The 23,356-nt window shown below is 37.0% G+C and carries 24 protein-coding genes; 12 read left to right on the top strand and 12 right to left on the bottom strand.

Translation table 11 applies throughout. The features are described 5' to 3' along the window. The first annotated feature begins 33 nt into the window (after positions 1–33). Genes AC07YC_RS07945 through AC07YC_RS07925 form a run of 5 tightly spaced genes read left to right on the top strand, consistent with a single transcriptional unit; the run spans position 34 to position 6,671 of the window. Positions 34–1,095 (top strand): glycosyl hydrolase family 8, encoded by a 1,062-nt coding sequence (locus AC07YC_RS07945; protein ID WP_494919008.1) that lies wholly within the window; start codon positions 34–36, stop codon positions 1,093–1,095. Next, positions 1,076–1,933 (top strand): diguanylate cyclase domain-containing protein, encoded by an 858-nt coding sequence (locus tag AC07YC_RS07940; protein WP_494919007.1) that lies wholly within the window; start codon positions 1,076–1,078, stop codon positions 1,931–1,933. Before AC07YC_RS07945 ends, AC07YC_RS07940 begins: the two co-directional genes overlap by 20 nt. Continuing rightward, the gene (locus AC07YC_RS07935; RefSeq protein ID WP_494919006.1) at positions 1,923–3,365 is read left to right on the top strand and encodes a hypothetical protein; all 1,443 of its coding nucleotides are present in this window, start codon (positions 1,923–1,925) and stop codon (positions 3,363–3,365) included. Before AC07YC_RS07940 ends, AC07YC_RS07935 begins: the two co-directional genes overlap by 11 nt. Further along, the gene (locus tag AC07YC_RS07930; RefSeq protein ID WP_494919005.1) at positions 3,358–4,629 is read left to right on the top strand and encodes a glycosyltransferase family 2 protein; all 1,272 of its coding nucleotides are present in this window, start codon (positions 3,358–3,360) and stop codon (positions 4,627–4,629) included. The genes AC07YC_RS07935 and AC07YC_RS07930 overlap by 8 nt, the downstream gene beginning before the upstream one ends. Next, on the top strand, positions 4,629–6,671 hold the full coding sequence (locus AC07YC_RS07925; protein ID WP_494919003.1) for a cellulose biosynthesis cyclic di-GMP-binding regulatory protein BcsB: 2,043 nt from the start codon (positions 4,629–4,631) through the stop codon (positions 6,669–6,671). Before AC07YC_RS07930 ends, AC07YC_RS07925 begins: the two co-directional genes overlap by 1 nt. Before the next feature lie 177 nt (positions 6,672–6,848). On the opposite strand, the gene AC07YC_RS07920 is transcribed toward AC07YC_RS07925, so the two are convergent. Next, a complete protein-coding gene (locus AC07YC_RS07920; protein ID WP_494919002.1) occupies positions 6,849–7,361 on the bottom strand; it encodes a PCYCGC motif-containing (lipo)protein in 513 nt (170 codons plus the stop codon). A gap of 80 nt (positions 7,362–7,441) precedes the next feature. After that, positions 7,442–9,736: a YhgE/Pip family protein gene (locus tag AC07YC_RS07915; RefSeq protein WP_494919001.1), complete on the bottom strand. Its 2,295-nt coding sequence runs from the start codon at positions 9,734–9,736 to the stop codon at positions 7,442–7,444. 193 nt (positions 9,737–9,929) lie between these two features. Here AC07YC_RS07915 and AC07YC_RS07910 point away from each other — a divergent pair, with 193 nt between their 5' ends. The 5 genes from AC07YC_RS07910 to cyoE all read left to right on the top strand — a co-directional run bounded on the left by AC07YC_RS07910 (position 9,930) and on the right by cyoE (position 13,829). Next, positions 9,930–10,409 (top strand): thioredoxin family protein, encoded by a 480-nt coding sequence (locus AC07YC_RS07910; protein WP_025116012.1) that lies wholly within the window; start codon positions 9,930–9,932, stop codon positions 10,407–10,409. A 97-nt stretch (positions 10,410–10,506) separates the two neighbouring features. Next, the gene (locus AC07YC_RS07905) at positions 10,507–11,208 is read left to right on the top strand and encodes a tetratricopeptide repeat protein (RefSeq protein ID WP_494918999.1); all 702 of its coding nucleotides are present in this window, start codon (positions 10,507–10,509) and stop codon (positions 11,206–11,208) included. A 140-nt stretch (positions 11,209–11,348) separates the two neighbouring features. Beyond that, on the top strand, positions 11,349–11,906 hold the full coding sequence (locus AC07YC_RS07900) for a hypothetical protein (RefSeq protein ID WP_494918998.1): 558 nt from the start codon (positions 11,349–11,351) through the stop codon (positions 11,904–11,906). 41 nt (positions 11,907–11,947) lie between these two features. Continuing rightward, positions 11,948–12,601, top strand: coding sequence for an alpha/beta hydrolase (locus tag AC07YC_RS07895; protein ID WP_494918996.1), 654 nt, complete (start codon positions 11,948–11,950; stop codon positions 12,599–12,601). Positions 12,602–12,878: 277 nt separating this feature from the next. Then, complete coding sequence (gene cyoE / locus AC07YC_RS07890; protein WP_494918995.1) at positions 12,879–13,829, top strand: heme o synthase; 951 nt, start codon at positions 12,879–12,881, stop codon at positions 13,827–13,829. 16 nt (positions 13,830–13,845) lie between these two features. Here cyoE and AC07YC_RS07885 read toward each other — a convergent pair whose 3' ends face one another. From AC07YC_RS07885 to AC07YC_RS07860, 6 genes are all read right to left on the bottom strand, one after another. After that, positions 13,846–14,580, bottom strand: coding sequence for a metallophosphoesterase (locus tag AC07YC_RS07885; protein WP_494918994.1), 735 nt, complete (start codon positions 14,578–14,580; stop codon positions 13,846–13,848). Positions 14,581–14,850: 270 nt separating this feature from the next. Next, positions 14,851–15,300, bottom strand: a complete 450-nt coding sequence (locus AC07YC_RS07880) for a helix-turn-helix transcriptional regulator (protein ID WP_494918993.1) — start codon at positions 15,298–15,300, stop codon at positions 14,851–14,853. Between the two features lie 130 nt (positions 15,301–15,430). Next, complete coding sequence (locus AC07YC_RS07875) at positions 15,431–15,835, bottom strand: hypothetical protein (protein ID WP_036127117.1); 405 nt, start codon at positions 15,833–15,835, stop codon at positions 15,431–15,433. A 97-nt stretch (positions 15,836–15,932) separates the two neighbouring features. Further along, positions 15,933–17,273 carry a hemolysin family protein gene (locus AC07YC_RS07870; protein ID WP_336635265.1) on the bottom strand — a complete coding sequence of 447 codons (1,341 nt, stop codon included), beginning with the start codon at positions 17,271–17,273 and terminating at the stop codon, positions 15,933–15,935. A 32-nt stretch (positions 17,274–17,305) separates the two neighbouring features. Then, positions 17,306–17,689 (bottom strand): MerR family transcriptional regulator, encoded by a 384-nt coding sequence (locus AC07YC_RS07865; RefSeq protein WP_336635286.1) that lies wholly within the window; start codon positions 17,687–17,689, stop codon positions 17,306–17,308. A 163-nt stretch (positions 17,690–17,852) separates the two neighbouring features. After that, positions 17,853–18,344, bottom strand: a complete 492-nt coding sequence (locus AC07YC_RS07860) for a hypothetical protein (RefSeq protein ID WP_336635285.1) — start codon at positions 18,342–18,344, stop codon at positions 17,853–17,855. Positions 18,345–18,541: 197 nt separating this feature from the next. Here AC07YC_RS07860 and AC07YC_RS07855 point away from each other — a divergent pair, with 197 nt between their 5' ends. Further along, positions 18,542–18,670: a hypothetical protein gene (locus AC07YC_RS07855; protein ID WP_008178349.1), complete on the top strand. Its 129-nt coding sequence runs from the start codon at positions 18,542–18,544 to the stop codon at positions 18,668–18,670. A 122-nt stretch (positions 18,671–18,792) separates the two neighbouring features. Here AC07YC_RS07855 and AC07YC_RS07850 read toward each other — a convergent pair whose 3' ends face one another. From AC07YC_RS07850 to AC07YC_RS07835, 4 genes are all read right to left on the bottom strand, one after another. Continuing rightward, positions 18,793–19,365: a 5' nucleotidase, NT5C type gene (locus AC07YC_RS07850; RefSeq protein ID WP_336635264.1), complete on the bottom strand. Its 573-nt coding sequence runs from the start codon at positions 19,363–19,365 to the stop codon at positions 18,793–18,795. Positions 19,366–19,377: 12 nt separating this feature from the next. Beyond that, a complete protein-coding gene (ispG, locus tag AC07YC_RS07845) occupies positions 19,378–20,493 on the bottom strand; it encodes a flavodoxin-dependent (E)-4-hydroxy-3-methylbut-2-enyl-diphosphate synthase (RefSeq protein ID WP_036221487.1) in 1,116 nt (371 codons plus the stop codon). Between the two features lie 96 nt (positions 20,494–20,589). Continuing rightward, positions 20,590–20,931: a protein YqfZ gene (locus tag AC07YC_RS07840; RefSeq protein ID WP_336635263.1), complete on the bottom strand. Its 342-nt coding sequence runs from the start codon at positions 20,929–20,931 to the stop codon at positions 20,590–20,592. A gap of 51 nt (positions 20,932–20,982) precedes the next feature. After that, positions 20,983–21,501 carry a DUF1189 family protein gene (locus AC07YC_RS07835; RefSeq protein WP_008178344.1) on the bottom strand — a complete coding sequence of 173 codons (519 nt, stop codon included), beginning with the start codon at positions 21,499–21,501 and terminating at the stop codon, positions 20,983–20,985. Positions 21,502–21,694: 193 nt separating this feature from the next. Between AC07YC_RS07835 and AC07YC_RS07830 the strand changes: the two genes are divergently transcribed. Further along, positions 21,695–23,326 (top strand): Na/Pi cotransporter family protein, encoded by a 1,632-nt coding sequence (locus AC07YC_RS07830; protein ID WP_036127105.1) that lies wholly within the window; start codon positions 21,695–21,697, stop codon positions 23,324–23,326. Positions 23,327–23,356: the final 30 nt, after the last annotated feature.

Genomic DNA, 23,356 nt, shown 5'->3' with positions numbered 1-23,356 from the left:
ATAGAAAAATAACTATTAATGAGGAAGATGACGATGATAAAAAATTTTAAATGGTTTTTGTTAGTAGTTAGTGTTGTTTTTCTTTTAATTTGCTGTACAGAAAAAGAGGTAGCGATACAAAAAGAGCCTGCTACTTCACCAACAGAACAATTTGTCATCGAAGATTTAATGAATGGAAAAGGTTTATTACGCACAGATTTAGATACCCAAAAGGATGTGTTTTTATCTGAATCGGTTGGCTTATGGCTTGCCTATCTAGTAGAAAAAGATGATCAAGCACGTTTTGATGAACAAGTCGATGTCTTGAAATCGTATTTTTTGTCAAACGACTTTATTGTTTGGCGATTAGATGGTACTAAAAAAGCTGCTGTCAATGCACTGATTGATGATTTACGCATCATCCGTGTTTTACTGGATGCCAGTGAGAAATGGCATGATTCAGATTATGAACAATTGGGTAAACAAATTGGAGATAATTTGATTCAATATGGGATGAATCAAGAACTGTTTGTTGATTATGTAGATGTTAATAGCCATGAGAAAGCAACAGCTTTAACTATGAGCTATATTATGCCATCTGCTTTTTATGAAATGGAGCAGCATGGTCTATTATCCCAGCAACAAGTTCAACATCAGTTGGGCATTTTACAAAATGCCCCAATAGCTGAGGCAGGATTTTTCCCAAAATATTTTGACCTTGCCACTAAAAGTTATGTGTTCGACGAGGAATTGCACATGATCGATCAATTATATACAGCCTATCATCTTGCTTCGATAGATGGGGACACAATGCCATTTAAAAACTGGCTAGTAAACCTTTTGAAGAGAGACGGTAAACTCTATGGTCGTTACAGTGCCCAAACGAATCAACCGACCGTTAACTTTGAATCGCCAGCTGTTTATGCCATGGCAGCAAGATATATGCTGGCATTAAACGAACAGCAATTAGCTCAGCAATTCATGGAAAAGATGACAGCTCTAAAAGATCCTTCATCAGGCTATGTCGATAAACATACAAAGTCAACGCATAGTTTTGATAATTTACTACCACTATTAGCAGAAAGGGAGGTAGAAAATGCGTACCACAATAAATAGAAATAAAGCTATTTTAGGTTATGGAATATTACTCATTTTATTGTTACAATTTCCAGCCTATATTTTACTCCGTCAGGATGCTGAAGGCTTATTATTGTACACCTTTTTAATGATTCTTATCGTACTTACACTTTGGAGAGGGACTGTATTTGGTCTTGTGAGTAGCCTCGTCTTTATTTTTATTACAGGCTCGACATTACTTTATACAGGAATAGCAGGAGCTGTAATTTTTCTAAATCCTACTTTTTCCATGCAAATGTTTTTCGCCTACGGGATTCTACTATTGATCCTCATTCTTTGTGCTGGAAAGGTGCATGAATTAATGAGTGAACAGGGAAACTATTTAAAAAAACTGCAAGAGGATGTTAGGAATTATGTAGCCATTGATGTGGAAACAGGATTTGATAATGAAACGAGAATGCGTATAAGCGTCAATGAAGAGATGCGAAGGGCAGACCGACATAAACATACTTTTGTTTTTATGGTTTTAAAGCTTGAAAATTATGGTAAATTCCAAAAGCTGTATGGTGCAAAAGAGGTACAGCATTTATGGCAGCAGCTTTCCCAACGAATTCAACAAACGGTCAGACAAACGGATAAAAAGTTTCGGTTTCGTGAAAATCATATAGGGTTGTTGCTAATCGATACAACAGACCAGCATATGGAAGTCATTTATGACAAACTAGATCAAGCATTAAAAAATCATCAATTGGTCAATGGCAAATGGGTCACACTCAATTATAAAACGAGCTTTATGACCTATCGACCATTGATGGAAACAACATTTGATGAGCTTTTAACAGAACTGGAAAGAGAGATGAAAACAAGTGCGCTCTAAATACAACTTATGGTTCGCCATTGGAATGCTTTGTTTTTATACTTTCGTATCAAGTGAGACAGCATTTGCTGCACAAGATGACAAAGACATAGCCTTGATCTTTGTCACAAGTACTCAGCAACCAAATCGTGATGTTATAGCATTGAAAGAGATGCTTCAAGTATATACGTCCGTAGATGTTTTACCGATTGAAGAAATAGAAGAGCAGATGCTGCAACGTTATAAACGGATTGTTATTTTTAACGCGTATCCAACAGTTATTCCTGAGAAGGCTTTAGCTGCTGTGAATCATTTTCAAGGTTCTGCGATTTTGATTGGTGAAAATGCTCTTCAATTCAGCCCATTTTCTAAATGGCAGCAAGGTCAAATAATTGAGCTCCGAACAATTGGGGAAGAAAGTTTAGACAACCCTGTAAGATGGAAAAGTGTGTTACCTTCAGCTGATTTCGAGGTCGTGAAAAGAGCCTCCTCAATGAATGAATCCTATCCTTTTGTTGTTAAAAAGAACAATTGGTCATATATCGGAGATTTTGTGAATAGAGGATCCTTACAATATCTATGGCCTACCCTAATGGGTGATTTATTGCAATTACCCAAGCCGCAGTCACATCCAGCTTTTATTGTACTATCGGATATTAATATGAAAACAGATGTGGGAAAGCTAGAAAAGGTAGTGAAGGCATTTACTAAAAATAGCGTGCCGATTGCACTTGAAGTAACACCTATATTATTGGATGAATTTGAAAAAAATATATATTACTTACATGATAATAAAAAATTATTAAGTTATTTACAAAAGCTACAAAATGAAGGTTATCCATTTATCCTTTCTTCTACTACTTCACCTGAAAAGAGTCTTGATTATTTAGCGTTGCGGAATATTTATCCATCTATAAGCCGTGATGAGAGTAGCCTATTTAAAGGGAGTATCCGGGAAGAAAGTTCATCATTATATATTACACAAATGGACAGCCGTACCATCTATCCAATGACGGTAGGGACCATTCCTGATACAGACAGCAATCCTTTATATACTGTCAAACGAAAAATAGACTTTTTATTACAGGTTCCTAGTTCTATTATCGGTATTCAATATCCTGCTTATGTAAATTTTTCTTATGTTCAAGACCTTGTTGATGTGCTAAAAGGACATCCGCAAATAGAACTCATGAATTTCCGACAAACAAACCAACAGGTAAAATCAGAGAATGTTTCCATCGTCCAACATAAAGATGGTGAACAGATCATTGACTTATCTTTTTCTAAAAAAGAGCGTTTAAAAATTTCATTCGATGAACGGCCATTCGAATTAATTTTATGGATCCTTGTCTTTGTTGTATCCTTGTTTGTTACATTATTTTTTATAAGTACCTTACGATTACGAATTTCATTGCGTAAGAGATTATTTGAGGAGAGGAAGACAAATGGCTAATCTATTATTTTTTATTTCACTTTTCCTCATTTGGATTATGCTGCTCTACCACATGTTTTTAATGGAGGGGGGCTATTTACATTTCCGTTCATTTGAAAAACCAATTGATGAGTGGTCTAAAAAAATGTCGCATGTACCCTCTGTCAGTGTTTTTATACCAGCTCATAATGAAGCACTCGTAATTGAGCAGACATTACGGGCAATGTCTCGTTTATATTATCCTAAAGATAAATTAGAGGTGATTGTCATTAATGATAATTCCTCTGATGAAACTGGTGATATCGCCAAGCAGTATGCTGAAAAATTTCCATTTATTCGAGTGATTGAAACCGTGGAGCCTAACAAAGGGAAGGGTAAATCTTCGGCATTAAATTCTGCGTTAGCTGATTCTACAGGGGACATTGTAGTGGTCTATGATGCAGATAATACACCTGAAAAGATGGCAGTTTGGTACTTAGTAATGGGTCTTTTAAATGACCCAAAAGCTGCGGCCACTGTAGGGAAGTTTCGCGTCATTAATGCGACTGAAACTTGGTTGACAAGGTTTATTAATATAGAAACAATTTGCTTCCAGTGGATGGCTCAGGGTGGCCGATGGAAATGGTTTAAGGTAGCAACCATTCCAGGTACTAATTTTGCCATTCGCCGTACAGTTTTAGAGCAGTTAGGTGGATGGGATGTAAAAGCATTAGCAGAGGACACAGAGCTGACTATCCGTGTTTATAACTTAGGCTATCATATACGGTTTTTCCCAAAGGCTATTACTTGGGAGCAGGAGCCCGAGACATTAAAAGTTTGGTGGAAACAACGAACAAGATGGGCAAGGGGCAATCAATATGTAGTTCTGAAGTTTTTAAGCCAGTTTTTCACCTTAAAAAGAAAAAGTATTATGTTTGATTTATTTTACTTCTTCTTTACGTATTTCTTATTTTTCTTTGGCGTTATTTTATCCAATGCTTTATTTATTATTAATTTATTTTATGACATTGGTTTGACCGTTGGCGATATTGCCCTTGTTTTATGGGTTTTAGCCTTTTTACTATTCCTAGGAGAAGTAATGATTACCTTAAGTATTGAAAAAACTGAAATGAATAGAAAGAATTTCTTATATGTCATTCTTATGTATTTTACGTATTCCCAAATGTGGATTGTACTTGTGGTATGGTCATTATTTTTAGAAATCAAGCGCATGTTTACTGGGCAAGAAGTGCAATGGTATAAAACAGAACGATTTTCAAAGCAAACAGATAAAGGAGCGGAATAATGAGAGCCAAATTTTTCTCTATATTTTTATTTTTTATAGGCTTTTTATGTATTACAAATGACGCTGTTGCGGCTACCATTGCCGTGGATGATCAAACAATGGCGATAGAAGGCAATCAAAAGCAAAACAAGCCATTATTATCACAGCCAATCGAATTACAGGGTCCATCCTCATCGAGAGATTTTTATTATAATCTAGTAGATGATGTGAAACAAAATGGCCAGCAAGTTACTTTTCAAATTCAACATTCGGAGCTGCTTATAGCACCATCCTCATTTACCGTGAAAGTGGATGATGTAGCGGTCAAAACGGTGCCATTGAAAGCAGATTCACTTAAGCAAACGATTGTCGTTAATCTCCCAAAAGAGGCTTTATTAAAAGGGACTCACAAGATTACTGCAAGTTTTTATGGGATTCTAAAAGAAGGTATTTGTGTGCCACCTGGTAATGCAGGTAATTGGTTACGTATCGATATACCATCTTCCATGTCAGCTTTTAGCGAAGAGAGCCAAGCATGGACATTAACTAGTTATCCAACTGCATTTTTGGGCTATGAGGGATATGCAACAACCGTTATTTTACCAAAGCAAGCTTCTGAAGCGACTTTAAACAGTGGTTACCAGCTCTCGGCTTATTTATCAGAGCATGGTGATACAAATGTTCAGATTAAACGTGAAGATGCGGTCAATCAAGTGTCTGGGCCTATTGTTATCATAGGTGCACAAAAGGAGTTTAGTACAAGCTTATTCAAAAATGTATTAGATAAAATCAATATTAGTGACGACACCATGACATTATCTCTGCAGGAATTACTAAATACAGATTCAAATCAACGGGTACCTATTTTGGCTGTGACTTCAACGAATGGGAAAGCGATTGAGGAACGATTATCCTTTTTAACAGAATCTAGATTATCTGGGCAATTAATCGGAAATACATTAGACATTAAAGATTTACCGAAAATAGACAGCACTTCAGATTCAACCATGTCCTTCCAGCAATTTGGCTTTGAAAACCAAACATTGTCTAGTCAATTAACTATGACCCCACATTATTATGTATCCTTGCCACAATTAGAGGCCAATAAGGAAGCGGTCATGCGATTAGTGTTAAAGAAATCAGCTAGTATACCAGACAATCATGATGACGATGATCGAAAACTTGAATTGATTGCCTATATCAATAATGTCCCACATTCGGTAGATTTACGAAAGCTAGAGCAAACTACTACAGATATGTATGAGGCTTTACTACCAATTCAAACTAATGTTCTTAATCAACAATCTATGACAGATATTCAATTTGAAGTAACAGGCTTTCAATTAGAGGACCCATGTGAAACAACGAATGAACGCTATTGGTTATATATAGATAGTGCTAGTTCTTTATCGATCACTAAAGATACGACTGAACCAACCTTTACTTTACGTGATTTTCCGAATTCCTTTCATGATCATACATTAATGGTGATTCCTAATAATGAAAGCATGGATGATGTAAAGATGCTATCTATGTATAAGGCATTAATGATGAATGGCAAAATGGCCAATATCACCCTTATAAAGGACAAAGATGTCACCGAAGAAGCTTTACAAAAGCATGCGGTCATTTTTATGGGAGACATGAAGCAGCTTAAGTGGCTATCCAAAAATGCTAGCCAAATTCCGAATTCTTCTGAACAACTAATTCAACAAGGCTTTTTACCTGAGGCAATTGGTCAATATGCTTATATGACTAAAAACTTCTGGCAGGACACTCAGCCATTATTATGGATACAATCGTTTGACAATGCCTCAATTAAGGGAGACTTTTATGCACACTTGAAAGAGACTGATTCACAAGCAGGTGCAGCAATTGAAACAAAAGAGGGACAATTTGTCGTAGCAGTAGATCAAAACGTTAATAATACTGATGTGAAAACGGATAAAAAAGGTGAAATTTCATTGGTCCTAATTGCCGAATTTATAGGATTAATAATTGTTATTGCAGTGATCCTATATGTCATCCTTCGAAAAAGAAAGAAAAATCAAGTGCAACAATAAAAGCAAAGTCGCGTTAAGCTTAGGCAAACTCATTGAATGTTGAGTTTGCCTACAGTCTTTTTTTACAATGTGGTAACTTATATTGAGATTGGCAGTGGTTTACCTAATATTGAAAATGAAAGAGAAGAAAAAATGGCAAAGTCCATCGAGAATGAGCTGCTCGATGGACTTTGCTTTTTATGCCGGCATATCAGTTGGTGTTGGTTTTGCATAGCCTTCTTTATAAGTTTCATCCATGACTTGGCGAATTTCTTTTAGACTCTTGCCATCCTGATGCATTTTAGCCGATTGTACAGCGATTTCTAAGCAGACTAAACAACGAGTCCCATGATCATCCCAGACGACGGATCCATCCTCACGTTTTTCCTGAATAAAGCAGTTTAAATTACTTTTATGACCAGAAGATTCGCCACATCCACAATAACATGGCATCCATTCAAGAATTTCTGTAGATTGTCCAGCAACTTGATAAACTAAGCGAATATTTTCTTGTTTATCCTCTAAAAATGTTGGAAGAACATTTGCTGAAGCTGTTTCTTCCTGAATATCACCTGAAGCATGACTATCCTCTTCATGGGAAGTTTCCCCTTCTGTAGCTACATGATCATTTTCAACATTTTTCTTATTTTCCCCACACGCACTTAATAACATTAACGCCAAAACAATAAAAATAGAAACCGTTTTCTTCAACAATAGCGCCTCCCACATGTTTACAATACTTCCATTATACCATCGTTGTCATAAACATTTACATGGAGCCTAGGTGAAAATCAATGAAATATATCTAACCCGCGTGTTTTGTTCATAAAATGTTCTATTTTCTCGCTCAGTAACTTTTTTAAGAAAAAGCCGAAGAGGATAAAGACGAACCAGAAACCAATTAAGAAGAGGAGATCTATCCATACAGTTGACCAGATAATGCCTCCCACCGCCTCACGCATCATTTCAATGGCATACGTAAAGGGCAAAAATGGGTTAATGATTTGGAAGAACCTTGGCAATAACTCCACAGGGTATGTCCCACCAGAGCCCGCAATTTGTAAAACAAGCATCACAATTGCTAAAGCTTTTCCAATATTTCCAAAGACCGAGACTAACGTATACACGACGGTTACAAATACTACGCTAATCAAAAGGCCAAACAGGATAAAGTAAGCGGGCGCCTTAATAGAACCGTCAACTAAAAAAGTATCACCAATCGTTATGATGAGGGTTTGTATAATAGAAAAAGTTGCAAACGTTAGTAAGCGGCCAAAATAGATTTCACGGATACTATAGGGTGAGTTTTCATGAAGATTGACGGATAATAATGAAATTAATAATAAACAGCCGACCCAAATGGATAGCACTGTGTAAAATGGTGTCATCGCTGTCCCGTAGTTGGCGATAGGGAATAGTCGATGTTCCTTTAGTTTAATGGGCTCTTCAAAGAAATCACGCTCGGCATTGACATCATTCTTTAATAATTGCACAATCTCTGAAATATCAGCTTCATTTTCTAAAGTTCGAAGTTTATTTGCTAAGTCTTTGATTTTTGTACTGAGAGCAGGGAACTCGCCTTGTATTTTCTGGAGAGCATTATTAGCCGTACCTAATGTATTTTTTGCCTGTGTCAATTTATCTGTTGCCTGAGGTATGAATTGTTTTACATCCGTCAACATGGTAGCTGCACTTGTTAATGTACTTTTAGCACCAGACAATGTGGAGCGAATTTGTGGCTCTAATGTATCGTTATAATAGACCAAGAATTTTTGTAAATTAGCCGTAGCATTTTGTGCGATGTTTTGAATCGCTGTCATGTCTTGTTGAATGACGGTTTTATCAATGGGCTGTAATTGTTCAATTTTTGTAAGGATATCTGCATGTAACGTATTTAATTGTTGCAAGTCTTTAAGAGCGTTTACAGTTGAATCGGTAAAGGTCGGATTATCTTGCAGGGCATCACGAATGGCTGTAAGCTGTTCAATGATTTGTTCATTATCTTGGGCATTACTTTGCTGTAAAGATGCGATGATACGATCTAAGGAATCCTGTAACTGATTTCGGGTTAAAGTATCTGCTTGAATCAACTTCTGTAGCGCCTCAAGTGTTTGAATACTATGTGTTATGTTCTCTTTGGACGTTGACAATTGATTTTTTAATGCTTCTTTTGTTTGGGTGATAGAAGCTGAATCAAGATCAATACTGTTGAGTTTATTCATAATATTTGTGAAGTGCTGCGCAATATTTTGAACAGTTTGTACATCTTTTTTGATAAGGGGAGATAGCTCATTAAACAGAGCATCTGCTTCATTCACAAGAGTTAGACCTTTTTGAATAGTAGTCAAACCATTTGTTGTTAATTGTTCCACCTGTGGAATTTGTGTGAGCGCACGATTGAGTAATTGATCGGCATCCTTCCCTTGGCTGGCAGCCTGTGCTAAAAATGAATGGATATCAGGTAAATGCTGCTCTATAGTAAAGACATAGTTTTCGAATTTTCGGAAGTCAGGAATTTCTCGTTCCATTTCAAGCCCGATAGTATTAAAAATGGAGAATAGCGTCCCGTTGACCGTTGATACAAATTCACTAGAAACCTGCTGGGTAAGGACACTAGCTCCTTTACTTGTTATTTTAGGGGCAATCGGATTCTTTTTTTCATTTACATAATAATCAATATGCGCTTTAGATGGTTGCTCTGTCAGAATGGAGGTGAGCTTTTGCGAAAAGTCATTGGGAATAACGATCATGGCAAAATAATCTCCATTTTTCAAATGCTCCATAGCTTGCTTTTCGTTTTCAAGCTCCCACGTAAAGCTTTCATTCGTTTTTAAATTCTCGATTACTTCATTTCCAACATTAATCGCTTCATTTCGAACGGTGGTTCCTGTATCCTCGTTGACAATAGCGATTTTCATATTGGATGTGTGGGCGTATGGGTCCATAGAGGCATAGATATTAAGCCAGGCGTAAAGTGACGGAAGAAAAATCAATCCGCCCACAATAATAGCTACTACCCAGTTTGTGACAATGTTCCGGATATCCTTCGTATAAATTTGAAATACATGCTGAAACGAGTTTTTCATATAATCACCCCACGTTCAAATTTTGCATGAACTCTCAATATGTATGTTCCCAAATATACTTAAAATTATGTTATAAATGTGAAATATCTTTTTTTAAAGGCGAATTAGTTTACTAGGTTTTCAAAACAATTTATAATCAATCCGGATACACTAAAATTAGGATTTTAGTGTAAAAAAGGAGGTCACTATTCTAGTGAAAAAATTATTAATTATTGGTTCCGTTATTGTTGTATTATTTGCAGCAATTATTGTGCTTACCAATGTCTCAAACAAAAGTAAACTAGAGAGCGCAAACAACCCTTATGGCGATAAAAAGCTGAAACAAGAAACAATTGATCAATTAGATGACAAAAACTATCAAAACATTATGTTACCAGATGAATTAGAGGCAAAGATTAAAGCAGGTGAACCTGTGAATGCGTATTTCTTCAGCCCGATTTGTGTACACTGCCAAGCATTTACACCTGAATTAATGCCAATTGCCGATGAACTGGGTGTCGACATTGCTCAATTGAATGTCTATGAATATGAAGATTTATGGGAGAAATATCATATTGAAGCAACACCAACGTTTATCCGTTTTGAAGATGGAAAAGAAGTGAACCGTTTTGTAGGGGCACTAAAAGAAGAGGACTTACGCAACTTCTTAAATACGGTAGTGTTAAAAAAATAATACTAAAGGAGACTGTATCAAAATTTTGATCAGTCTCTTTTTATGTTGTAGTGTATACTAAAAAGACTGAATAGTTATACACTGGAGGGATTTTTAAATGTCAATGGATGATTTTTTTTACAATGGCGAATTACTGAAGTGTTATGAAGCTGCAAAAATGGTGACAACTGAAGAGGAACAAGCCCTTGCGCAAAAATATATAATTTTATTAGAAGAGTATGATCTCGCACATTATCCAAAGCCGACTCTTGATGGAGAAATACAACATGCAGAACGTGCGGACGAAAGCTATCCAGAATCCGATGCGGTTGTAGCAATACGTGCGATCAAAGATGAAGAAGCATTTGCAATGAATATAAAGCAATTAGAAGAGGTAGCAAAGACAGGAACAGGTAATGAAAAAGCCCAATCCTTCTTTACGCAAGGAGAGCTGTTTTTATTCGCCCATCAATATAATGAAAGTGTCCATTGCTTTCAACAAGCCGTTAAGGAAAATCCAAATAAGGCTGTCTACTGGGGAATGACTGGCCAGACAATGCACCGCTTTGGCTGGATGCCTTTTGATGCGCTTGGTTATTTGGAGCAGGCAATCAATTTAGATCCAACTAACCCTCGTTGGAAATGGAATAAGGCATTAGTACTTATTCAATTGGCCAAGGATTTGCAAATGGCACCGTTTATGGCGAATGCTGCAATCGCTTTGGAAGAGGCAGTAGTTTCCTGTGGTGAACATCAACGATCATTGAAAGATGCTATACAAAATACGTTGGATACGATGGATAGCTATGTTTTCTCGTAATTCATTCAGGATGTTTTCCTTTACAAAGGGAGACATCCTTTTGTGAAATGTCTATAGAGAGGGCTTCGTTGCCATATTTCACAATCATGGTATGATAAGATAGAAAAAAATGATTTGTAGATATAAAGGACGGATTTTTTATGGCACAAGAAGTGGCAAATAAGTTTATTGAAAACGTATGTAATCATTTAGTTCGCAATATGAATATTACTAAGGTAGAAGAACATTTTAAAGAAACTATAGCAATGCAACGAAATTCAGCAACTACGGCCGTTGATTTCTGGGATTTGCTCATGATCAATATGCTCTACTTTACTGAAAATGAACAGGCGTGGGAACAAGAATTTCTGAACATGCTAAACGCTAAAAAATGGGTAAAGCCCTCCACTTTAGAAGAGGAATTATTGATGCATCAGATGCGTATCCGACAACAAGTAGCAGAGCAAATGGATACTGTAAAGGAATTATTCCATCAACAATATGAGACAGAAGGCATGACAGAGGAAGCGATCATCTACGACTATGCATACAGCTCTGCGGGGCATTCTATGCGTATGGATTTATTAACGGTTCTGGTGTCCACGCCTGAGCAATCACACATACTTTTTGACGCAAATCCACTAGAGACGATTCGTGTTGTCAATGGATATATTGCTTACCATACAGATGGATTAATCAATAAAACAAAATTACTATAGCACTTTGTTACAAAGATTGACTGTGAAAGGAATTTGAAGACATGAATACACCATTTACTTTTAAACATACACCACCTACTAATATGGACACTACAAAAAAATACCCTGCTATTTTTTTATTGCATGGTATGGGAAGTAATGAAGACGACTTACCACAATTAGTACAGGACTTTCAAGAACAATGTCACATATTTAGTTTGCGTGGACCCATTACACAAAAACCAGGTTATGCTTTCTTCACAATTCAAGAGGTAGGGCAACCGGATCGTGCTATCTTCGAAAAAGTATTAGTGGCTTTACAACGATTTATATTAGAGGCAATTGACGAATATCAAGTTGATCCTCATAAAGTATTTTTACTAGGCTTTAGCCAGGGAGCCGTACTAGCACAATCACTGGCCTTTGTAATGGGGAATTTAGTGACGGGCGTTGTCGCATTAAGTGGCTATACACCTAAATTTGTCACAGAGGAATATTCTATTCGCTCTGTTGAACATTTACAAGCCTTTATTTCTCATGGTGATTATGATTATGTTATTCCATCACAATGGGGAATGGAAAGCAAAGAGGTTTTTGAACAATTTGGCGCTACTGTGACATTTAAGAAATATCCAGATGGACATGGGGTAACACCAGATAATATGCGTGATTTAGTGGCATTTTTGGCCCAGCAACTTCAGGGAAATCTTCAATAATAGAAACCGAGGCTAAATTCTGCCTCGGTTTTTACTTTTCTTGAATAGTAATGATAAGAATCGAGCAAGAAGGTTCAAATTCATGTCAGTCGGTGGTATCATAGAAGATGTTGTGAATGAGCGTGCTTTACTAGATAAAAACATGTACTTTATGTGAACTTAGAGACAGAACAGAACTAAAAGGGGTAAAATAATAATTTGATGTGCTAGATGCAAATTTTGTCGCTTTCTATCGATTGTGGCGTGCAGAAATTATGGAGAAAAGGAATTAAGATGAATGGAACAAAATCTGAACTCGGAGCATAAACCGCAATCCTCCGGAACAACACGAGGGAAATCGTCTCGCTCTACTATTTTAGCGCAAACAGTCAAAACAGGAATTATCAAATCTAATTTAATACCAATGTGGGCTGGTTTAACGCTAGGGATGTACAAAAATAAAATGACGTTCATAGACAATTTACCAGAAATGATTTTTTCAACAGTTGGTTCTGCCCTTGTTATTGGAGCAGCAGGGGCCTTTAATAATGTGTATGACCGTGATATCGATGCGATCATGCCTCGTACACAAAGCAGACCGACCGTCACTGGGGAAATGTCAGCAAAATCGACGCTATCATTAGCGATAGCTATGTTAATTATCGGTTTAGCTGTCTTGGCGCTTGCGTCACCATTAGCAGCGGCATTCGGTTTACTAGGAGTATTTTTATATGTAGTCCCTTACACAATGTGGACAAAACGTCGTACGATTTATAATACAGAAATTGGTAGTATAAGTGGTGCCGTACCGCCATTAATTGGCTGGTCTGCCGTATCGACAGATATTACACACCCTGCGATACTAGGTTTATTTTTGGTGATGGTTATTTGGCAAATGCCGCATTTTTATGCCATTGCAATCCGCAAACGTGTAGATTATGAAGCGGCAAGTGTGCCAATGCTTCCTGTTGTGAAAGGTATGCGCCGTACGTATTATCAAACAAATTTCTATTTAATTTTACTAATTCTATCAAGCTTTTTATTTGGTTCCTTAAGTGTGGGAATTATGCTTGTCGCATTACTATTAAGTATTGCATGGCTAGTAATGAGTATATATGGCTATCATAGTAATAAAGATCAAGTGAAGTGGGCTACCAAAATGTTTGTGTTCTCACTATTCCATATGACCATATTATTCACAACCGTTATTGTGTACTCTTTAGTAGGTGTTATCTTCAAGTTATATTAATAGAAAAACCAACAAGTTAATCGTTACTTGTTGGTTTTTTATGTTCAACTGAGAATATTTGACGACTTGGCCATTCGAATGCGTGTAATTGTCCACCAAATACAGCACCACCATCAATACCGATAATATTGTTTTCACCAAAGTAGACACTGTAATCAGTTGGGTTACGGTGAAGTTTATACGTAGGTGTATGTCCAAAGATAACGGTTTTATCTCCTTGATAGCCTGCATGAAATACTTCTCGGATCCATAGTAATTGCATAGGGTCTGTTTCTGCCATCGCAACACCTGGTACAACTCCACCATGTACAAATATAGCATCCTCTAATTCAATGTATGTTTCGAAGTTTTCAAGTAATTGTAAATGCTCTTCTAGCTTTGGCAACGTTTTAATAAAGCTAGGCAATGTATGGCTAGCGATAGCATCCTCGAAATCGTTCAGCTGGTAGCCATAGCTTGCTAATGTTGCATCCCCCCCACAAAGTCCTACCCAATGGTTCCATGGCTTAGCAAGGCCAGAACGGCATGCATTGAGCATGATGGCTTCATGGTTGCCGAGGAGAACTCGTGCTCCTTTTCCTTGTAATTCGCTCACTAAATTTAACACGCCACTTGAAGCTGGACCTCTGTCGATGTAATCACCGAGTAAAAAAAGTTGATCTTCATCAGGATTATAGTTTGCTTTTAGTAATAGTTCTTCAAAAAGCGCTAATTCTCCGTGTATATCACTTATTGCTAGAATTCGATTCATTTATGCGCATCCTTTCCAATATCACAGCGGTTACTATTAAGTATAGAAAATATTTCTGCAAATTTCGACTTTCCTAACTTCAACTATCTATCCTTTATAGAAATTTCACAGAATCCATTCTCTTTATCATATGACAAGTAATTTCTTTTCTTTATATATTTGTCTAGAGTGTGTTGATATAAGTGGGGGAAGGAGGGCAAACAACTAACAACAGTAGAAGCAGGGATACTGCTTCTACTGTTAGGAAGGAGTCTAGTAGATGGAGGAGAGTTACATCTGTAGCTTTTCCCATGCTTGTTTAGCTACTTGTTCATCAAATGTTGAGATTAGACGAAAATTGTTGTCGTCTAAAATACGGAAATGAAGGCTAATGATATTTTGCTGTAGTCGGAACCCTCCATGCTCATGTATATTTTTCCACCATATGTATCCACCCATTGTTTTATCTTTAGGCCGCAATGTTCCATTATTCGCAATTAAATCCACCACCTCTAATGGTTCACCGCCTAGCTCATGTTGCAAAATAGTACTGTCACGACACAAGGTACAGACGGCAACAGTAGTTGTCCATCCCGCCAGAATACGCCCCTTTTCAATTTGGACAAGTGTTTTTTTAGATAGTCCAAGTAAATCACTCATTTGATCCTGGGTAAAAGCTTTTTCAGTACGAATTAATTTCATTTTTTCTGAAATGAGTGTGATTAATTGTTCACGATTCATTCTAAACACCCCTTTTTTTTCAGATTATTAAGTCCCATTATACATGAAAGTTAAGAAGCATGTTTTTGTTTCAGCTGGGAAGGGAGGTGAAAAGAAAACAGACTGTCCAAAATGAACAGTCTGTGAGAGGTTAAATTTCATATTTTTTTGTATCAGAAATGACACGGAAATGGATGCCTTTTATTTGGGCACTTACTTTATGACGGAGTGTGTCAATATCGACTAGCTCCTCTTTACTTTGAACGCACTCTGCGATTTGCTGTAATAACTTTGTAAAGGCTTCTTTAAATAAAGAGCGCATATTATCGAAATCTAGGCTACGGAAGCTGCCATCTATATCAAATGCTTCTACAGAATTTAACTGCTTAGAAGCACCTGCAAAACGATCGTCGTACACTGTGTAGTTTTCATCTGTTACGACGATAATATATAATACTTCGCCTGTAATTGTTTTTAATTCAATATTTGTTTTATGTTTTTTTACGTCGGTAATAATGTGTATACCATCTGAATGATATAGTTTAAATAATGTCATGTGTATAGCCCCCTGAAACTAGAATCATATTCCTACTCTCATTATAGCTTGAAATGGCTAATAATGGAATAACGAAAATGGTTTCAAAATAATAAGGTTAGGGCTGTACCTTTGTAATGAAGGACGCCGGTGCACTAATTCGTAGAGGTCGAACCTCGATGTAATGTATCTGATGTCCTTGTTGTTCATAAATACTGAAGACATAGGAGCCAAGCTCAATATTTGCGGATGCTTTTATCCCATTATTCACGGATAAGAACCAACCACCTAATGTTTCTACTTCCTCGGCTTCTAATGTTATATTTAGTAGATTTTCTACATCTTCAACAAGCATTTTTGCATTTAAGATATAATGGTTTTCTGTGATTTTTCGAATATCTGCAATTTCATCATCGTCAAATTCATCACGTATTTCACCAACAATTTCTTCTAAAATATCTTCAACGGTTACGAGACCTGATGTCCCACCATATTCATCCATTAAAATGGCCATATGAATACGTTCTTTTTGCATTCGTACAAGTAATTCTTGAACAGGGATAGTTTCAATCACACGAATAACTGGATTAATGAAATCTTCGATGACTAATGTCTCGTCTGTAAGCTTTTCAAGTAAACCGTGTGTAAACAATTCCTTTGCATTGATAAACCCTAAAATATTATCGCGGTCGCCATCATAAATAGGGTATCGCGTATATTTTTCAGCGGCAAAATGATGGATGATCGTTGTAAACGAGTCATTTCGTTCAATCCCAACAATTTCTGTTCGAGGAACCATGATTTCACGAGCAATACGTTCGTCAAACTCAAAGACGTTATTTACATATTTAAGCTCTGTTTTATTGATTTCACCACTTTTAAAGCTTTCAGACAGTAATAGTCGCAGTTCTTCCTCCGTATGAGAAAGCTCATGCTCACTTGCAGGCTTCATACCGAAAAAACCGATCAAAATGCGTGCAGAGCCGTTCAAGAACCAAATAAATGGGTACATGATTTTGTAGAAGAACATAATCGGCTTTGCGAAAAGTAGAGTAATCGTTTCCGCTTTTTGAATAGCTGCTGTTTTCGGTGCTAGTTCGCCGACAACAACATGTAAAAATGTAGCGATGGCAAAGGCTGTACCAATAGTAAAGATCGTCATATATTTATCTGAAATTCCGATCATTTCGAATAGTGGGTGCAGCATAAATTCAAAAGTTTTTTCACCAACCATACCGATACCAAGGGCTGTTACTGTAATCCCTAATTGACAGGCAGATAAATATTCATCTAAATGATCGACCACTTGCTTGGCAGCAATGGCTTTTGTATTGCCCTCTGCAATAAGCTGATCAAGTCTTGACGAACGAACCTTTACAATCGCAAACTCTGTTGCCACGAAAAAACCTGTTAAAGCTAATAAAATGGTAAAAATCGATAAGTTTATTATGGTATCCAAATAGTCGTTCTGTAAAAACAGAACGTCACCTCCTAATTATGAATAAGTAAAAGTAAGGATTGCATTAATGCAATGCTTTCAGGCGAAACATTTTTTTTAATAGTTTCAATTTTTTTATCATCTTGCTGGTTCATTTGTTCTAGTAGAGACGCTACATCATGCTCTAAATCTTGCATTTTTAAACGAAGCGTTTGTACATCAATTTCTTCATAGGGTGTGATGTTTAATTCATGTTGGATTTCAACGAGTGAAAGACCCTGTTGTTTGCGCTGTTCAATGAAGTGAAGTCGTTCAATCATGACGGGAGCGTAGTAGCGATAATTTGTTGCAGAACGTTCTGCAACCAGCAAGCCTATGTTTGTATAATAATCGATTGTTCGTTTTGTAATGCCAGTTTTTTCAGCAAGCTCGCCAATTTTTAATTTCTCTGTCCCAATGCAAGCACCTCCAAACCATCACGTTGTACTTTGATTATAACGTGATGGTTTTATTTTATTCAAATAAAAGCACCTAATATTTCAAAATTGTAAGACTTATTATAAAAAAACGTTTCTGCCAGTTATCATGGCAGAAACGTTTTTAGTGTGTTGACAGTAAATAGGTATCATATAGGTGATGGAGTGCTTCTTCTCCATTTTTTTGTAAGAGATTTTCATTATTAAAAATAACAGTCGTTGTAGTTTGAGAGCTATCAATTTTATCCTCAATTATTTTGCATGTAACGTCTACAATGCCTGACTCAGCAAGCTTTTCTTTCAACTCATCATCCCATGGCTGATCAGAAAATAGTGGGGGTTGCCAAGTGCCTCTCACATGTAGCTCATTTTTTTCCGGGTCATAATCCCAGCGTATGTCACGTAAAATAGTTTTAAATAGGTCATTAACCGTGAAAGATGTATCTTTATAGTTAATGTCTATAGCCCGTATAGCATGTACATCTCGACTTACTGCACTAGCCGCGGAGTTTGCCGCTGTGTTGATGCCAGAAGCTGCATCTTTAATTTCAGATAATCGATCACCACAGCCGGTCAGTAGTGCGCAGATGCAAGTCATACAAGCTAATTTTGTCATCCATTTCACAAGTAGTCCCTCCAGTCTAGCAAGTTGTTACTACTATCTTATCGAAAAGAAAAATACGAAGAAAGGGCATGAAAGCGGTAGATTGTGACGGTTTTGCAACGATGCGACCTCCACTCGATTGTTCGTCATTTGGGAGTATAGAAGTATGAAAATTTGGTGAAAAACAAGTAGAAAGGGAGCGGTTTGTGATGAAAATTAATGATGAAATTCTTGATCGTTTAGGAACTTATTTTGTTTATCATGCCGTCTACGATAATTATGGCATTACCTTTGAGAACTTTGTGGAGCGTTGGATACGAGGAATTCTGGAAGTGTAGTGAAATTAAGCAGGTCAATCGTCAAATGAACTTGTTTGAACGGCTCCTGCTCCAAGCCTTACCCTCCGCTGGTAGCCAATAAAAGAGTCGTGTTCTTTATCTGAACACGACTCTCCTTTATATTATTTGAAATGATTGGTGATAAATTGATTGGCCTCTTGCCAGTTATACACCCTTACAACATTGTCAGGAACAGCAAGACGGTTATAAGGCGTATCAAATAATACGACAGGTATTTTTAGCTCCTCGGCCAGCATTACCGCATTATCGTGCTTATCCTCAAAGAAAGCTTCGACATGATGCTTTTTAGCAACTGCTAATTTATCATGGCTTCCTAACAGTTCGATATGATCATAAGGGATAGCCTGAGTTTTAAACCAATTCATTGTAATGTCAGCTACATTTTCGCCTCGTGCCGAAATATAGTAGAGCTCATAAGAATTTTGCCAAGCAGTAAGAATGCTTTTTGCATCTTTTGCCACTTCCGATACTTCGTACATATAAGGCTCATTTTCTTTAAACCATGTGTTAAAGGCACTTCGATCAACTTGGTGCGGAAAGGCTGATAAAAAATCATACTCACAAACATCATCAAGCGTAATATTTACGTTGTATTGTTTATTAATATGTGGGATGAGTGTACTTGGACATGTTACAGTCCCATCAATATCAATACCGAAGCGGGGCTTTTTCATGCTAGCACCTCCTTAGGCATTCGCTTTTTGTGCTTCTTCTGCTGCGCGCTTTTCTTCCATTTCTGCCGCTAATTTATCAATTTCTTTTTTCAACTCTTCAACCATTGTTTCTTCAGGGACTTTACGAACAGTTTTCCCCTTCATGAATAATAAGCCCTCACCACGTGCACCAGCAATACCGATATCTGCTTCACGTGCTTCACCAGGACCGTTTACCGCACAGCCTAATACTGCTACTTTTAAAGGTACCTTCAATTTAGAAATATATTCTTCTACTTCGTTTGCAATGGAAATTAAATCAATCTCAATGCGTCCACATGTTGGACAAGAGATTAATGTTGCCATATTTGAAGCTAGACCAAAGGATTTTAATAGTTCACGTGCTACTTTTATTTCCTCAACAGGGTCTGCTGAAAGTGAAATACGTAATGTATTACCAATTCCTTTTGATAGGATGGCTCCAAGTCCAGCCGCTGATTTTACAGTACCAGCAAACAGTGTACCTGATTCTGTAATACCTAAATGTAGCGGATAATTAAAAGCCTTAGCTGCTTTTTCATAGGCTTCAATAGCAAGATTTACGTCAGATGCCTTCATCGATACAATAATATCGTGGAAGTCCAAGTCTTCTAAAATTTTAATATGGTGAAGAGCAGACTCAACCATACCATCAGCCGTTGGATAACCGTATTTTTCTAAAATATGACGCTCTAATGAACCAGCATTTACACCAATACGAATTGGAATACCTTTTGCTTTAGCTGCATTCACGACAGCCTCCACTTTTTCTTTACGACCAATATTACCTGGGTTAATACGTACTTTATCGATACCATTTTCAATGGCTTTTAATGCTAATCTATAGTCAAAATGAATATCAGCTACTAATGGAATATGGATACGTTTTTTGATTTCGGCAATTGCATCTGCAGCACGCTCATCTGGAACTGCAACACGAACTATTTGACAGCCTGCTTCTTCAAGTCGAAGAATTTCTGCCACTGTTGCTTCTACATCATGTGTTTTTGTTGTACACATACTTTGAATGAATAATTCATTACTACCACCAATTGTTAAGTTACCGACACGTACAGGACGTGTATTTGTACGGTGACAAATTTCACTCATTAACTTTCTCTCCTTTTCGGGCCACTATTTTCAGCCGTCACTGTCATTTATTTTAGCAGTGTAAGAAAATAAGGACAAGGAAGAAACGCTAACTTTTCATTTTCCGCATTTGTTTTCGAATTCAAACGTAAGAGGAAGCTTAATATTTCCACCGGGAATCAATTCCTGTAATTGTAAGTGTGGGTTTAAGTTGTAAAATAATTGTAAGCGTTCTGGGAATGTCATAGGAACTTTTGCAGGGTGTAAGGCAAATAAGCTATGAATAGTATCTCCTTCAATAGTTTGTACGGTGATATAATTTGGCTCACGTTGCTGTTCACATTGGCCGTTATTACTTTTTGTTTGTAAAGCAGCTAGTGGGATCGAACCCTCGGTTAAATCTACTTTCACGACAAAAGCGATGACAATAATGATAGCTGTTAAGATAAATGCCCGCAAAAAATCCCTCCTTTTCTACACTATATTTAGAAGAGGGGGGATTCATGCACATTATTTTGAAATTGGTTGTTTTGGATATTTTGTAAACGCCACAATTAATAGAACAATCGTCAATAATAAAGAAAAAACAGAGATAATCGTACTGTTAATCGGTAAATATTCTGCTAGCATCGACAATAATGTTGCCCACGTAATGGCAAACGTTGTTGTCCGCCAAATATGACGGTATTCGCCGCGACGTTTCATCACTTTTAAGATAAATAATCCGGCTAAGGCATAGAGAGCAATTTGTGCAAAAATCAGCATGGTTGTAAAGACAAAAAGCATTAAGAACGTAAACGGATATAAGAGCCATTTAATGCCATCTATGTATTCAGTTAAACCATTTAAACTGTTCATATCAATCGTATCAACAGACATACCCGCTGCAAATCTACCTAAAGAGAATACGGTAACAAGGGTAATGAGTAGAAAAGTATATTGAATAACTTTTCCAATAGGTAGTAAACGATAGGCTGCTAGTTTTTTAGGATGAATGAGACTATCGATAAATAGCTGTGAGTGTTTCATACTATATCTCCTCCAAACAATATATTAACATGTTCAAAGAGCATAGGGTATGAAAGAAGTATGATGAAGGGGGACTTGATGATAAAATGTTAACATTATGTAAAGAAATTAAAGGATTTCTTTACTTTTTGTTTGTAATCAATTAAAGATTAGAAATAGAGTAGTAGAGACGTAGGAATTGGAGCGAAAACAATTGACAATAGATTGGCAAAGCATACTCTTTCAGTTTTTAGGTGGGTTAGGAGTCTTTTTATTTTCCATTAAATTTATGGGGGATGGGCTTCAAAAATCAGCGGATGATCGATTACGCGAATGGTTAAATCGCTTTACAACTAACCCCATCATGGGAGTTTTAGTAGGCATATTTGTAACAATTTGCATTCAGTCAAGCTCTGCAACGACAGTCATTACTGTAGGGTTAGTGAGTGCTGGATTTTTAACGTTACGTCAAGCAATCGGCGTAATTATGGGAGCAAATATTGGTACAACCATTACAGCATTCATTATTGGTATTAATATTGGTATCTATTTTTATCCCTTATTAGCAATAGGGGCAGGCTGTTTATTTTTCTTAAAAAAAGCAACATACCAACATATTGGTCAAATTATATTTGGCTTTGGCGGCTTATTTTTAGGGCTAGAGCTAATGAGTGCAAGTATGCAGTCACTACATCAACTGGCGGATTTTGCATCACTAACGCTTCATTTAAGTAATCAACCCATTTTAGGTATATTTTTAGGTACCGTTTTTACCTTGCTTGTACAAAGCTCTACGGCCACAGTTGGTGTGCTTCAAGGCTTATATGCTGAGCATTTGATCGGATTGAACAATGCCTTACCGATTTTATTTGGTGAAAATATTGGTACGACGATTACGGCGGTATTAGCGTCACTGGGTGCTTCTATTTATGCAAAACGGGCAGCCGCTGCACATGTACTTTTTAATGTGATCGGTACGATTATTTTCATGATCTTTTTCACCCCGTTTATGCAATATGTTCAATGGGTCAGTGGCTTATTTCATTTAGAGCCTCGTATGCAAATTGCAATTGCTCACGGCTCATTTAATGTATTTAATATGATGATTCAACTTCCCTTTATTGCAGGATTGGCAGCATTAGTTACGAAATTGATACCAGGACATGATGGGCATATCAATGTCACAACTAAGCATTTAGACCCTTCTTTTATTGATTCCTCTCCAGCGATAGCACTTGGCCAAGCCAAAGAGGAAGTATTACGAATGGGAGAGCATGCTTTACGAGGCTTAGAAGAAACATTTCTATATATGAAATCAGGGGAAGCCGAACATATTCCTACAGTTTTACAATTAGAGGCCGGCCTTAATCATCTAGATAATGAGATTACCGATTATTTAGTAATGGTGTCTAAGCAGCCCTTATCTCGTGCAGACTCAGTAAGACATCATACATTATTAACAAATGTGCGAGACTTCGAACGAATTGGTGATCACTTTGAGAATATATTAGAGCTTTTACAATACAAGGATCATCATGAAGTGAGCTTAAGTAAGTCGGCACGCCAAGATTTAATTGGCATGTTTAGTTTAGCTATAGAGGCTGTCCGTAAAAGTATAGAGGCCTTGGATACGGCGAGCTTAAGTTTAGCTCAAGAGGTGACGGAGCTTGAAAGCTTGATAGACGATATGGAGGATAAACTTCGTCAGAAACATATTGCACGTTTGAATACGAATGAATGTAGTGGAGCGGCAGGGATTGTCTATATGGACATTGTAAGTAATCTGGAACGTATTGGTGACCATGCGGTTAATATTGCAGATTCAATTTTAGGTATTCGCCATTAACAAAGTGAAACCTTTCACTTTGTTTGTCCG

The sequence above is a fragment of the Lysinibacillus sp. GW247-5R2A genome (assembly GCF_059424475.1).
Note: the sequence above shows the minus strand (reverse complement) of the source record. Positions and strands in the feature narration are given on the sequence as shown.